Source organism: Janibacter sp. DB-40 (genome assembly GCF_029510815.1).
Lineage (GTDB): Bacteria > Actinomycetota > Actinomycetes > Actinomycetales > Dermatophilaceae > Janibacter.
The window spans coordinates 1,344,791-1,357,588 of record NZ_CP120360.1 but is presented as its reverse complement, the minus strand read 5'-3'; the positions used below and the strand labels follow the sequence as shown (position 1 = coordinate 1,357,588).

The following is a 12,798-nucleotide window of genomic DNA, read 5'->3' as shown; positions in this document are numbered from 1 at the left end:
GGGGTGTCGATGAGGGGTGTCGGTCACTTCAGGACGGTGAACTCGCCGTCCTTGACGACCTGGACGACGGCCTCGTGCTCGGCGTCGCGGTCCTCGTTGATGCTGATGGTCCCCAGCACCGACTCCACCTCGGAGATGCTGCCCAGGCCCTCCTTGATGGCGTCGCGCTCAGCGGAGCAACCGCTGCGCACCGCGGAGTCGATGAGCATCATGCCGGTGTAGGCCTGCGCCGCGAACTGGTCGGGCTGGGAGTCGTACTCCTTCTCGTAGGCTTCGAGGAAGTCGGCGTTCTGCGGGTTGTCGGAGGCGGAGTTCCACGCGGCGCCAACGACCACACCCTCGGCGGCCTCGCCGGCATCGGCCATCAGCTGCGGGTTGTTGAAGCCGTTGCCGCCGATGATCGGCACGTCGATGCCCAGCTCACGCGCCTGGGTGACCAGCGGGATGGCCGCCTCGATCAGGCCGGAGACGAAGATGGCGTCCGGGTTCGAGGTCTTCGCCTCGGTCAGCAGGGCACGGAAGTCGGTGTCGGTGGTGGAGAACGTCAACGTGTCGGTGACCTCGGTGTCGCTGTCCTCCAGGGCGGAGGACATGACCTCGTAGCCCGACTCGGTGAACGCGTCGTCGTTGGAGTACATGACCACGACGTCCTCGAGGTCGTACTCCTCGATCGCCGTGGTCACGGTCTGCGGGATGACCTGGGACTCGGTCAGCGAGTCACGGAAGATGTAGTCGCCCTGCTCGGTGATGCCGTCGGCCGTATTGGAAATGGCCAGCACGGGCACGCTCTCCTCCTGGGCGATCGGCTGCGCCTGGAAGGCGGTGTTGGACAGCGTCGGGCCGATGATGACGCTGGCGCCGTCGTTGACGAAGCCCTCGAAGACCGAGATCCCCTGCTTCGGGTCGGTCTGGTCGTCCTCGACGGTCAGGTCGTAGGTGACGCCGTCCTTGGCGTTGAGCTCCTTGGCGGCCAGCTCGAGGCCGTTGCGCTGGGACTCCCCGTAGGAGGCCGCGGCGCCGGTGAGCGACAGTGCGGCACCCACGGGCACCTCGGCGTCGATGACACAGGAGTCGCCGCTGCCCTCGCCGACGAGGGCGGCGTTGCTGCCGTCGCTGCCGCCGTCGGAACCGCAGGCGGTCAGGGTCAGGGCCAGGGCGCCTGCGGCGGCCGACATCGTGAACAGGCTGGTACGCATGTTTCCTCCAGGGAGTGTGGTCGTGATGCTGGGTGTGGTGGTCAGTGCAGGACGGCGTGGTGCGGGGTGAGCTCGTCGACGCTGGTCACGCCGAGCAGCTGCATGGTGCGTGTGACCTGGCTGGTGAGGATCTGCAGGGCCCGGGTGACGCCCGCTTCGCCACCGGCCATGAGTCCGTAGAGGTAGGCCCGGCCGACCATGACGGCATCGGCCCCGTTGGCCACGGCGGCGACGATGTCGGCGCCGTGCATGATGCCGCCGTCGAGCAGGACCGGGACGCGCCCGTCGACGGCCGCGACGATCTCCGGAAGGACCTGCAACGGGGTGACCGAGCGGTCCAGCTGGCGCCCGCCGTGGTTGGAGACGACCAAGCCGTCAACCCCGAGGTCGACGAACTCCGTGGCGTCCTCGACGCTCTGGATGCCCTTGAGGACGATCGTGCCGGACCAGTTCTCCCGCAGCCAGGCCAGATCGGCGACGCTCAGCGAGGGGTCGAACATGCGGTTGACGAGCTGCTCGACGGTGCCACCGGACTGGGTCAGCGAGGCGAACGTCAGCGGCTCGGTCGTCAGGAGATTGGCCCACCACCGCGGGTGCAGCGCCATGTCCGCCATGGTCGAGGGCGTCAGCTGCGGCGGGATCGTCATGCCGTTGCGCACGTCGCGCAGCCGCTGCCCGGCGACGGCGGTGTCGACGGTGAGGACCAGGGTGGTGTAACCCTCGGCCCGGGCCCGGGCCATCAGCTCCAGGGAGGCGGGTCGGTCGCGCCATAGGTACAGCTGGAACCAGCGTTGGAGGTCGGGAAGCTCCGCGGCCAAGCCCTCCACGGACACGGTCCCCATGGTCGAGAGCGCGTAGGGGACGCCGGCCGCCAGTGCCGCTCGGCCCACGGCCCGCTCACCCTCGTGGTGCATCATCCGGGTGAAGCCGGTGGGCGCGAGCACGAGCGGGATCGGGCTGGTGACATCGAGGAAGCGCACCGAGGTGTCCACCTCGGAGACGTCACGCAGGACCCGGGGTCGGAAGTCGATGGAGCCGAAGGCCGCGCGGGCCCGGGTCAGGCTGACCTCGCTCTCGGCGGCCCCGTCGACGTAGTCGAAGGCCGACCGGGGCGTGCGGCGTCGGGCGATGCGGCGCAGGTCGTCAATGGTGTGTGCCCGCTCGAGCTGGCGTCGGGTGCGCTGGAGGGTCGGTCGCTCGATGCTCACGAGGGGACGCAACTCGTCCAGTCGTGGCAGACGCCGCTCCACCCGTGCCATGTACTTCCTCAATCCCCGCGTCGGTGCGGGACCTCTGTCGTTACTGCGCTGGACACTAGGCGCGCCTCGCCCATATGGCTACGACGACTCGGTGCCGTGACCAAAACGCAATCACGGCACCGTGAGTCCGCGCCGAGGGCTCAAACCTCGTCGGCCGCGGCCCTCAGTCGGCCTTGCGGGTGCCGCCGACGAAGTCCGCGACCACCTCCCCCAGCTCACACCCGGCGTCCTCCTGCAGGAAGTGCCCTGCATCAGGGATGACCGGGTGGTCCAGCCCCTGCGTACCGGGGACGTGTCGCTTGAGGATCGGACCCATCGCCGCGGTGATGGGGTCGCTGTCGCTGAAGGCGACGAGGAAGGGCTTGTCCCACCGCCCCAGCTCCTCCCAGGCGCGGCGGTTCGCTGTCGTGGCCGGGTCGTCGGGTGACGTCGGCACCAGCCCGGGCATCGCCCGGGGGCCGGCCTTGTACGTCTCGTCCGGGAAGGGCGCGTCGTAGGCGGCCCGCGCTTCGGCGCTCATCTCCTGCGCACATCCCGAGGCGACCAAGCGGCCGATGTCGAGGACCTCGGCCTTTTCCACGGCACGCCGGAAGTTCCACCAGACGGGCGGCATGTCGTGGTCGCCCGTCGGCAACCCGGTGTTGGCTGCCACGACCGACGCGAACCGGTCCGGGTTCTCCGCGACCAGGCGCAGACCGATGAGCCCACCCCAGTCCTGGCCGACGAGGGTGACGTCCCGCAGGTCGAGCTCGTCGAGGACGAGGCTGCGCACCCACTCCACGTGCCGCGCGTAGGAGTGCGCGGCGGGATCGGTCGGCTTGTCCGAGCGGCCGAAGCCGACGAGGTCCACCGCGACCGAGTGGACGCCCGCGTCGGCGAGCGTCGTCATCACGTGCCGGTAGAGGTAGGACCAGCTCGGCTCCCCGTGGAGCAGCAGCACCGTGGGTGCGTCGTCGGCCGGTGGGCCGGCCTCGACCCACGCCATCCGAAGGATGCCGCCGTCCTGGTCGGGCACGTCGGCGTAGCGGGGCTCGAGGTCGAAGTCGGGCAGGTCGGTGAATCGGTCGTCCGGGGTGCGCAGTGTCTCCATGCAGGGAGCCTACGAGCGGTCGGGCTGTTGGAGGAGGGGAAGGCTCCCCCGCTCGGCACGATGTCAGAGCAGCAGGTGTGCCAGCGGGGCCGCGAGCAGGATGGTCAGCACGACCCGCTCGAGCCAGATGACGACGAGGTGCCAGATCGTGATCGGGATGTCGGTCGCCATGATGCAGGGCACCAGCGCGGAGAAGAAGATGATCTGCGACACCGACACCACCCCGATGACGAACCGCGTGACCAGCGAGTCGACCTCGGCGGCCTGGATCGCCGGCAGGAACATCTCGACGATGCCCAGGGAGATGGCCTTCCCCGCGAGGACCGGCTCGGCCATCTGGGTCGCCCAGGTGAAGGGCACGAAGATCCAGCCCAGCCAGTCGAAGATCGGGGTGTGCTTCGCCAGGAGCAGTCCGATCAACCCGACGGAGAGGATCGAAGGGAGGATCGCCGCGGCCATGTAGACGCCGTCGCGGAAGTTGGACCACAGGTGGGTCCAGAAGCCGGGGACCTCGGCCAGCGCCCCCTTCGCCTCCCGCCAGGCGGCGGCCGTGCGCTTGCCGGTGACCTGCTCCTCCGGCTGCGGGGTGACGCCCGCGTGGAAGTCGTTGTGCACGCGGGAGAGCGGCGGGATCCACACGGTGATGGCGGTGACGGCGAAGGTCACCAGGAGCGTGACGAAGAAGTACGTCAGCCACTGGTCCATCAGGCCGAGGGTCTTGGCGACGATGATCATGAAGGTGGCCGACACGGTCGAGAAGCCGGTGGCGATGATCGATGCCTCGCGAGCGCTGTACTTGCCCTCGTGGAAGACGCGGTTGGTGATGAGCAGCCCGAGCGAGTAGCTGCCGACGAACGAGGCGACCGCGTCGATCGCCGAGCGGCCGGGGGTGCGGAAGAGCGGACGCATGATCGGCTGGACGAGCACGCCGACCAGCTCCATCAGCCCGTAGCCGACGAGCAGCGCGAGGAAGATCGCCCCGACGGGGACGATGAGGCCGACGGGGATGACGAGCTTCTCCCAGAGGAAGGGGCCAATGTCGGGGGCGGCGAGCCACGACGGCTGCCGGGTGAGCATGAGGACGGCGACGACGAGGCCGACGATGTTGAGCAGGGCGAAGATCGTTTTGGTCGGGCTGTCACGCCACGACCCCGTGGCGAAGGGTCGCGCGGTGCCGAGCAGGATGAGCGCCAGCGCGACGAAGGGGACGACCTGCGAGGCGTGCGTCTGCAGGCCGGTGACGATGTGGTCCAGCGGGATCGTGTTGGTGCCGCCGATGGTGACTGGCACAAAGAACATGACGATGCCGATGGCGCTGAAGACGAAGAACCGCCACAGTCCCGGTGGGTCGCTGCTCGTCCGGGATTGCTGGGTGTGGGTCTCGATCTGACTCGGCATGGTCGCGCCTGCCTCCGGTGAACGTCGGTGTCCTGGCTCAGGCCATCGTGGCTCCGGGGACAGACCGCCGACCGGCGGTCTGGACACAAAGTGTCTGGTATCCCAGACATCTCGTCGTGGACACGCCTGCGCCGGCGCGGCAAAATCGAGGGATGGTGGTGCGTCCGCGCGCGCAGGACGATCGCTTGGTCGAGGCGGTCGCCCGGGAGTGCGCACGCGCCCAGGACCCCCTCGCGCTCTACGAGCACGTCGCGACGCTGCTGCGTCGACGTCTCCCCTATGACTCCGCAGGCTGGCTGCTGGTGGACCCCGACACGATGCTGCTCAACGCGGTGTACGAGGAGGACGTCCCGCGCGAGGCCCATCTGGCGCTCATCGAGCTCGAGCTCACTCAGGATGACCTGAACAAGTTCGTCGACATGGTCAGGGCGGGCGTCGCGGCGGCCTCGCTCAGCGGGACGACCGAAGGGCGGCTCAGCAGAAGCCTGCGGTGGCGCACCGTGTACGAGCCCCGCGACTTCGGCGACGAGCTGCGCGCCGTCTTCTGCACCGGTGGGGTGTGCTGGGGACACGTCTGCCTGACCCGGACCGCGGACTCGCCGTGGTTCTCCCAGCCCGACGTGGACCTGCTGGCGAGGCTCGCACCGCACCTGGCCCACGGCATCCGTAGCGGCCTGCTCCTCGACGAGGCGTGGCTCGACCCGGCCCGGGAGGCCCCCGGCGTGATCGTGCTGGACGACGACGGTGGTGTCGTCTCGACCACGCCGCGAGCGCTGGACTGGCTCGGGCCCGTCGACGACGACAAGCTCGAGCGATCGATGGTCGTGCACGAGGTCGCCGCGCACGCCCGGGCCAGCATCGCGGGCGGGCTCGACCGACCGCCGCCGGTGGCCAGGGTTCGGGCCATCTCCGGCGAGTGGCTCCTGGTGCGCGGCTCCCGGCTGGCCGGCCGGGGGCAGACAGCCGTCCTGCTCGAGCCCGCGCACCGCTCGGACGTCGCGCCCGTGCTGCTGCACCTGCACGAGCTGACTCCGCGTGAGCGGCAGGTGGCCCAGCATCTGCTCACCGGACGGTCAACGGCCGACATCGCCGCCGACCTGTGGATCACCCCGGACACCCTGCGTGGCCACGTGAAGTCCGTCTTCGCCAAGCTCGGGGTCAACAGCCGCCCGGAGCTCTTCGCTCGTCTCGCGCACGAGCCCGTGGTGCGCTCCGCCCGCGCGAGGGCCTGACTCGCTCAGCCGACCAGCTCCCTGGTGCGGGACCGGGTGATCTCGCGGGCGGCTCTGCGCGCCAGTTTCCCCACGTACCCGGTGAGGCCCGGGCGGTAGACGTATCCGATGAAGCGAAGCCCATCGGCGGCCTCGCCGCCATCGACGACCCGCGGCATGCCGCGACCATCCAGGACGTCGAGGTGCCCGACCATGCTGTCCAGTCCGGTCGTGTACCCCGTGGCCAGGACCACGGCATCGACCTGCGCATGCTCCCCGTCGGTGAGCACCGCTCCGGTCGGGTCGAGGCGCTCCACCCCCGCCACGACGTGGATCGATCCCGCGCGGACCGCTTCGACCGACGCTCGATCGACGATCGCCGTCCCCGCGCCACGGCTGCGCAGACCGGCCATGACGCCCTCGGGCGCCGGTGGTAGCCCGTAGTCGCTCAGGTCGCCCCAGAACCTGCGCTGGGTCTGGCGCAGCATCGCGTCGACGAGCGGTTCGGGCAGCCCGAGGAAGAGCGGCACGGGAAGGTCGAAGGGCAGACCCCCGCTCTCCCGAGGGAGCAGGTTGGGTGGGGTGCGCACCGCCAGCAGCACCTCACCGGCGCCGCCTTCAACGAGTTCGCGCGCGATCTCCAGCCCGGAGGAGCCCGGCCCGACGACGAGGACGCGCCGGCCACGGAAGGGGGCGGCGTTGCGGTAGTCGCTCGTGTGCAGCACGGCGCCGCCGTAGTCGGTGTCGTGGGCCCACGAGGGGACTCGGGGTCGGTTCAGAGCACCGGTTGCCACGACCACCTGATGTGAGTACAGACGCTCTGCGGTGGTCGACAACTGCCAACCGTCACCGGCCGGAGCCGGGTCGAGACGCCGGACCTCGACCCCGGTGCGGACCGTCACCCCGTGCCGCGCTGCGTAGTCCTCGAGGTAGGTGACGTACTGGTCGCGGGTCGGGAACCATCCGTAGTCCTTCGGGAATGGCGCGCCCGGCAGCGCCGACCACCACCGGCTGGTGTTGAAGCGCAGCCCGTCATAGCGTCCGGCCCACGCGGCGCCCAGCCGGTCGCCACGCTCCAGCACTCTCACCTGCATTCCCCTGCGGCCCAGCTCGGCCGCTGTCGCCAAGCCCGCCGGACCACTGCCCACCACGATCATCTCGTCCATGCCTCAAGCCTCGGACCAGACAAAGGTCGGCACCATCCCCCAAGTGGGGGGGGTTGTGCGGGCTGGGCCGGCCACGACCGGGACCCGCGATGGCCGCGTCAGTTGTCGACGAGGCGCGTCCTGGTGCCCACGACCTGCAGCTCGGCCACAGGCTCGTCCTGCAGGTCCGCGACAGCGCCGAGGTCCTGCCAGGCGCCGCCATTGAGGCGGAACTGGCCGACCAGCCGGGCGTCGACCTTCACCGAGTGCGTGCCGGTGCTGTCGTAAGTGTGGGTGATGTCGCCGTCCGGGTAGACCCCACCCGAGCTCTCTGTCCATCCCGAGGAGGCGTCATCTCCGAAGGTGTAGCGGTAGTCCTTCGAGGCGACCTTGAACTCGATCGTCCAGGACAGCAGTTGCACCGGCTTGCTGACGTCACCGGGCTTCAGGCCGGCGCCCTCGGGCCACGCGGCCTGGTAATACGTTGGCAGGTTGACCAGTGTCTTGTTGCCGACGGGCTGCATCGACACCTCGGGCTTGGCGAAGGGCAGCGCCATGAACGCCTCGCGGATCTGGCGGATCGTGGGTACCGGTGGGGGCGGGGCCGACGTCTGCGGGATCGTGGGGTCGTTGACGTCAGGCGGGGCCGGGTAGCCCGGCAGACACGTCTGGGTCGGGCCGTACCACTGCTCGGTGCCCTCCTGGCGCCACCAGATCAGGCGCGGTGGCCCGGAGGCATCCGGGTTGGTGCGGCAGTCGATGATCGTTGCGCTGCAGGCGGGGTCGATGCCGCCGCCCGTGCAGGTGCGCTCCTTGGTGACCCACTTGGCCGGGGGCGCGCTCCAGGCGATGTCCTCAGCCTTGCCGGAGGAGCGGGATCGGGTACCGCCGCCAATCGCACGGTCCTTATCCAACTGGCGCTGGACGTCCGTGACCCTCTCTTGCCTGGCGTGAGCGCCCGTCTGGAAGTTGTTCGTCTTGGGCTTGGGCTCAACGTCCGCTCCAGCAGGGCCAGAAAGTCCCAACGCGATCAAGGCCGATGCGCATAGGAGTGCGAGAATTCTCATGTCAGCATGTAACTGTCGACGACCGACCATCGGCCCGAGACCCAATCAACGTAAATGACCACGTCATACTTGATGGGGTCGCTTGGGGCCATATCCGACTTCCCTGAATCATCGACAATCTTGTAGGCGCGGTCCTTGGCAGTCACCGTGACTGCTTGCTCCGACTTGCCTGCCGTATCGGAAGTCACCTTGGTCCCCAAGACCGTGGTGGGAAGAACGTCTGAATGTCGCCCGTTCTTGATCTCGGCATCGACGGCGTCTATGTACTCGTAGCAAACCGCGCAGTCGTCAGACACGAGTGTCTTCAATGTTGAGGTGTCGCCGGCGTGCAGCGCTCGGCTTTGCTCGTTCCAGTAGTACTTCGCAAACGCCACAGCCCCCTCCTGCGTGTGCTTGGTGGCTGCCTCGGGAAGATCGGGCGCAGCAGTGGCGCCACTCGACGACGACGACGCCGAGCTGGACGACGAGCTCGAGCTGCTCGACGACGGCTCGACCGGCTGCGGGCTCGCGGTGGACGACGAACTGGAGGACCCCCCTTCGCCATCACCACCACAGGCGGACAGCGCAAGCACGGTCGCGGCCAGGATGGCCGCCGGACGTCGTCGGACTACTCGCACGCGTGTTCCTCCCTCGGGCCTCCGAGCGAGGCCGCATCGGTGATCAAGGGTATTGAGATCTGGCCCGACCGCATCTCGAGTATCCACAGGCCTGCGCGACAATGACCCCATGGAACGACTCCCCGACGGTGCGCACCTGCTGCGTGGCGGCGACCTCGGGTGCGCACGGCTGCTGGTCCTGCTGCGCCAGGAGGCCCTGGCCCTCGACGCCGGGGCCGTGGTCCACCTCGAGACGAGCGACCCCATCGCCCCGATCGACCTGCCGGCGTGGTGCCGGATCACCGGGCACGGCTACCTCGGCCCGGTCGAGGACGAGGGCATCCCGCGGTACGGGGTGTGCATTTCGCCGCAGGCGAGGTCGACGGATCCAGAGTTCCCTTGGCGCGTGGTGGGGTAAGTCCCTTCGAGGCTCGGCCGCGGGCGGCCTCGCGCCTCAGGGACCGTGGGGTGGTTTCGAGGTTCGCGCCCGGGGGCGCTCACTCCTCAGCCAGCGTGGGGGTGGTTTCGAGGCTCGCGCCCCGGGGGCGCTCACACCTCAACCACCCAGGGAGTCACGGCGCTCACACCTCAACCACCGACGGCGCTTGCACCTCAACCAGCGAGTAGGCGTGTGTGACAGGATCGGGTGTGGTCACCGCCACACCGATTCGCAGGGGGAAATGGCTTGAGCAACCGAGCCCAACAATTCATGGACACCGCCCGCCAGGTCGCCGACTCGAGCGGCATGGGCGAGATGGTCGACCAGGCCCGAGAGGGCGCCGAGAGCGCCGGGTTCGACCTCAACGCGCGGGACTTCCCGGCCGCCCGGGGCGAGGGCGGATCGGCCGGCACCCGGATCAACGCCGAGCAGGTCTCCCTCGACGCGGCCGCGGAGCACCTCAGCCGCAGCCAGTACGAGATGGGCACCGAGGGACCGGTGCACGTCATCACCCCGATGGTCATGCCCAAGGGCGGCCGCCTGCGGGCGATGCTCCCCGCCGTGCTGCTCGTGCTCTTCGGCATCGTCGGGTCGATCTTCCTGCTGCCCTTCGACCTGACCACGGCGGTCTTCGGCCCGCACTACTGGCTGCTCGTCGTGCTCGCCGCGGCCTTCCTGTGGTGGCGCCACGGCATGGTCATGGTCCCCGAGGGCTGCACCGCCCTGATCAGCCGCTTCGGCAAGGTCGAGGACGAGGTCGGTCCCGGCCGGGTGACGCTGTGGAACCCGTGGAAGCGCGTCTCCTACATCATCAACACCACCCGCGAGTACCCCTTCAACGCGCCGATCCGCTCGGCCCCCACGAAGTCCGGCGTCCAGGCCTCGGTCGACCTCTTCCTCCAGTTCCGCATCGTCAGCGCCCGCGAGTTCGTCTTCGTCCTCGGCGCCGTGCAGGGATTCCAGGACAAGCTGAACAACGCCATCTCCGAGACCACCCGCTCGCTGATCTACGAGCAGGAGGCCTCGGGCATCTACGACCTCGTCGGCGAGAGCACCTCCCGCCTGCTCGAGCAGCTCAACGCCCAGTTCGCCCCCGCGGTGGAGCTGACGACGGCCAATATCACGCACGCCGAGCCGTCCGCACAGGAGTACCGGATGGACCTCGCCGCACCGGAGATGATCCGGGTGGCCAAGGAGGCCTACACCTACGACTACGAGCTGAGCCTGAAGAAGGAGCAGAACGAGGGTGACCTGAACAAGGACCTCGCCTCGCTCAACGAGAACCTCTCCGCCATCCAGGCCGACATCGCCCGCTACCAGGCGCAGATGGACACGGCGCTCGAGCGCGAGACCAACCGCGCCGAAGCGGTCGCCCGCCAGCGCTTCGTCGAGTCCGAGTCGGACGCGAAGGCCAACGCGGCGCTGCTCGAGGCGCAGGCACTGGACATCCGCGCGCTGAGCGCGGCGCTCGCGCCGGAGATCCTCGACTACCGCTACCAGCAGGACCAGCTGGAGAAGATGGAGTCGGTCTCCCACTCCCTTCCCCAGATCGTGCGCATCGGCGCGGAGTCCGAGAGCGTGGACTACCTGCAGATCGCCCGCCAGCTCGTCGGCGGCCAGGGGCAGCAGCTCTTCTCCACCGAGGCGATGGAGTCCATCCGCTCGCGCCAGGGCGACATCTCCGAGCGGGTCTCCGCCCGCGAGGCCGACATCGAGTCGCTGCTGCAGGCCCCCGAGGAGACGGACGTGGAGATCCTCCCCTCCTCGGAGACCGACCTCGACACCGAGGGCGAGCAGCGCCTCGACGCGATCCGCCAGTCGGTCACCGACGAGAGCGTCACCGCCCAGTTCGGGGACGAAGGGGGCTTCGCACCCGCCGAGGCGAGCTCACCCCCACCGCCGGCACCCGAGGAACCACCGGCGATGCCGGCCCCGCAGCAGTACGACGTGACGGACGAGGGTGAGCAGGCATGAGCGACCAGATGATGGAGCAGGCCGTCCGCGCCTCACGCGGGCAAGGGATGAGCTCGATCAAGGAGGTCGTCTCCTCGTGGGGCGACGTCGCCCGCTTCCTGCGCGGCGGTGACTCCGGCTCGCTCGTGCCCGTCGTCATCCCCAAGGACAAGCGCGGTCTGCGCTGGACGGGCCTGATCTGGTTCGCCGTGTGGGCCCTGGTCAGCGGGATCATCCTCATGGCGACCGGCGGGGACCTCGCAGGCGGCATGGGTGGGGTGGCGATCGTCGTCGCGATCATCTCCGTGCTGCTGGCCGCCCTGTGGTGGTGGCGCTCCTCGATCGTCGAGATCGAGGAGGGCACGGTCGGTGTGCTGACGAAGTTCGGCGCGATCTCCGGCCCGGGCCTCTCCCCCGGTCGCCACTACCTGTGGCACCCGTGGGCGCGCGTGGCCTACGTCGTCGACGTGACCACCGAGATCCCCTACACCGCCCCGGTGCTGTCCTCCCCCACGCACGAGAACGTCCCGCTGAAGTCGATCGAGTTCTTCCTGCGCTTCCGCATCGTCGACGCGATCCGCTTCGTGCAGACGATCGGCGCCGGCAACTTCGACCTCGTGCTGTCCAACTCGGTGCAGGACGCGATCCGCCAGCGCAGCCGCCAGGTGCTCACCGAGCAGGCCTACGACCTGCGCGGCAGCGACGTCAAGGACATGCAGGACCTGCTCAACCGCCAGCTGACCCGCTACGGCGTGCAGATCATGGGCTGCAACATCCCCGACGTGCAGCTGCCCGACACCTACCGGGAGCACCTGGCCACGCGCGAGCGGGTCGCCAAGGAGCTCGTCGCCTACGAGAAGGAGTGGGACCTGACGCGCAAGCGCCGGATCGACACCCTCCTGATGGAGATCGAGCGCTCCAAGAAGGTCCGCGACGCCAAGGTCGTCGAGGTGCAGGCCTCGCTGAACAAGGCCCGCAAGGACGTCGCGCAGATGCTCGAGGAGCGCGAGACCGAGGCGCAGAAGGTCCGCTACGAGATCGAGACCCGGGCGCGCACGAACCTCGTCGCCGCCCAGGGTGAGGCCAAGGCCCAGGAGCAGCTGGCCACGGCCTACCGCGACAACCGTGCGGTCCTGGAGTACGAGCTGGCCCAGCGTCGCCTCGACGTCGGCGCCACGCTGGCCGAGCACGCCCCGCGGCCGGTCATCGTGCACACCGACGCCGGCAGCGGTGACACCTCGGCGCTGTCGACGCTGCTCATGGCGCAGCTGCTGCCGCAGGTCTCCGGCGAGGGCAGCGCCCACCGCACGATCCGGCAGTCCGGGTCCGGCTCGGGTGGCCAGCAGCAGTCGTCCGCGGCGATGCAGGAGGACGCGCGGCAGGCCGCCTCGAACGCGGCCCGGGCGTACCGGGATCAGCGGGGCGAGTAGGAGCCGAGTCCCTT

11 protein-coding genes are annotated in these 12,798 nt (G+C 69.4%); 4 read left to right on the top strand and 7 right to left on the bottom strand.

Annotated elements, in window-relative coordinates; all coding sequences use genetic code 11:
- Nucleotides 1-23: 23 nt before the first annotated feature.
- From PVE36_RS06430 to PVE36_RS06415, 4 genes are all read right to left on the bottom strand, one after another.
- Nucleotides 24-1,196, bottom strand: coding sequence for an ABC transporter substrate-binding protein (locus tag PVE36_RS06430; protein ID WP_277455340.1), 1,173 nt, complete (start codon nt 1,194-1,196; stop codon nt 24-26).
- A gap of 41 nt (nt 1,197-1,237) precedes the next feature.
- Nucleotides 1,238-2,404 (bottom strand): alpha-hydroxy acid oxidase, encoded by a 1,167-nt coding sequence (locus tag PVE36_RS06425; RefSeq protein ID WP_277455339.1) that lies wholly within the window; start codon nt 2,402-2,404, stop codon nt 1,238-1,240.
- 214 nt (nt 2,405-2,618) lie between these two features.
- Nucleotides 2,619-3,545, bottom strand: a complete 927-nt coding sequence (locus tag PVE36_RS06420) for a haloalkane dehalogenase (protein ID WP_277455338.1) — start codon at nt 3,543-3,545, stop codon at nt 2,619-2,621.
- 63 nt (nt 3,546-3,608) lie between these two features.
- The gene (locus PVE36_RS06415) at nt 3,609-4,943 is read right to left on the bottom strand and encodes a YjiH family protein (RefSeq protein WP_277455337.1); all 1,335 of its coding nucleotides are present in this window, start codon (nt 4,941-4,943) and stop codon (nt 3,609-3,611) included.
- A 152-nt stretch (nt 4,944-5,095) separates the two neighbouring features.
- On the opposite strand from PVE36_RS06415, the gene PVE36_RS06410 reads away from it, so the two are divergent.
- Nucleotides 5,096-6,175 carry a helix-turn-helix transcriptional regulator gene (locus PVE36_RS06410; RefSeq protein ID WP_277455336.1) on the top strand — a complete coding sequence of 360 codons (1,080 nt, stop codon included), beginning with the start codon at nt 5,096-5,098 and terminating at the stop codon, nt 6,173-6,175.
- Nucleotides 6,176-6,180: 5 nt separating this feature from the next.
- Here PVE36_RS06410 and PVE36_RS06405 read toward each other — a convergent pair whose 3' ends face one another.
- The 3 genes from PVE36_RS06405 to PVE36_RS06395 form a co-directional block, all read right to left on the bottom strand.
- Nucleotides 6,181-7,320 carry an NAD(P)/FAD-dependent oxidoreductase gene (locus tag PVE36_RS06405; RefSeq protein ID WP_277455335.1) on the bottom strand — a complete coding sequence of 380 codons (1,140 nt, stop codon included), beginning with the start codon at nt 7,318-7,320 and terminating at the stop codon, nt 6,181-6,183.
- 98 nt (nt 7,321-7,418) lie between these two features.
- Nucleotides 7,419-8,366, bottom strand: coding sequence for a hypothetical protein (locus PVE36_RS06400; RefSeq protein WP_277455334.1), 948 nt, complete (start codon nt 8,364-8,366; stop codon nt 7,419-7,421).
- Nucleotides 8,363-8,983 carry a DUF6318 family protein gene (locus PVE36_RS06395; RefSeq protein ID WP_277455333.1) on the bottom strand — a complete coding sequence of 207 codons (621 nt, stop codon included), beginning with the start codon at nt 8,981-8,983 and terminating at the stop codon, nt 8,363-8,365. The genes PVE36_RS06400 and PVE36_RS06395 overlap by 4 nt, the downstream gene beginning before the upstream one ends.
- Before the next feature lie 109 nt (nt 8,984-9,092).
- Here PVE36_RS06395 and PVE36_RS06390 point away from each other — a divergent pair, with 109 nt between their 5' ends.
- From PVE36_RS06390 to PVE36_RS06380, 3 genes are all read left to right on the top strand, one after another.
- Entirely contained in the window at nt 9,093-9,380 is a 288-nt protein-coding gene (locus PVE36_RS06390; protein ID WP_277455331.1) for a sulfurtransferase TusA family protein, read from the top strand.
- 291 nt (nt 9,381-9,671) lie between these two features.
- The gene (locus tag PVE36_RS06385) at nt 9,672-11,375 is read left to right on the top strand and encodes an SPFH domain-containing protein (RefSeq protein ID WP_277455329.1); all 1,704 of its coding nucleotides are present in this window, start codon (nt 9,672-9,674) and stop codon (nt 11,373-11,375) included.
- Complete coding sequence (locus tag PVE36_RS06380) at nt 11,372-12,784, top strand: SPFH domain-containing protein (RefSeq protein WP_277455328.1); 1,413 nt, start codon at nt 11,372-11,374, stop codon at nt 12,782-12,784. The genes PVE36_RS06385 and PVE36_RS06380 overlap by 4 nt, the downstream gene beginning before the upstream one ends.
- Nucleotides 12,785-12,798: the final 14 nt, after the last annotated feature.

Coding starts and splice junctions, on each gene's coding strand:
- PVE36_RS06385 (WP_277455329.1), top strand. CDS start 9,672: ATGGACACCGCCCGCCAGGTCGCCGACTCGAGCGGCATGGGCGAGATG.
- PVE36_RS06420 (WP_277455338.1), bottom strand. CDS start 3,545: ATGGAGACACTGCGCACCCCGGACGACCGATTCACCGACCTGCCCGAC.
- PVE36_RS06410 (WP_277455336.1), top strand. CDS start 5,096: ATGGTGGTGCGTCCGCGCGCGCAGGACGATCGCTTGGTCGAGGCGGTC.
- PVE36_RS06430 (WP_277455340.1), bottom strand. CDS start 1,196: ATGCGTACCAGCCTGTTCACGATGTCGGCCGCCGCAGGCGCCCTGGCC.
- PVE36_RS06415 (WP_277455337.1), bottom strand. CDS start 4,943: ATGCCGAGTCAGATCGAGACCCACACCCAGCAATCCCGGACGAGCAGC.
- PVE36_RS06405 (WP_277455335.1), bottom strand. CDS start 7,320: ATGGACGAGATGATCGTGGTGGGCAGTGGTCCGGCGGGCTTGGCGACA.
- PVE36_RS06380 (WP_277455328.1), top strand. CDS start 11,372: ATGAGCGACCAGATGATGGAGCAGGCCGTCCGCGCCTCACGCGGGCAA.
- PVE36_RS06390 (WP_277455331.1), top strand. CDS start 9,093: ATGGAACGACTCCCCGACGGTGCGCACCTGCTGCGTGGCGGCGACCTC.
- PVE36_RS06400 (WP_277455334.1), bottom strand. CDS start 8,366: ATGAGAATTCTCGCACTCCTATGCGCATCGGCCTTGATCGCGTTGGGA.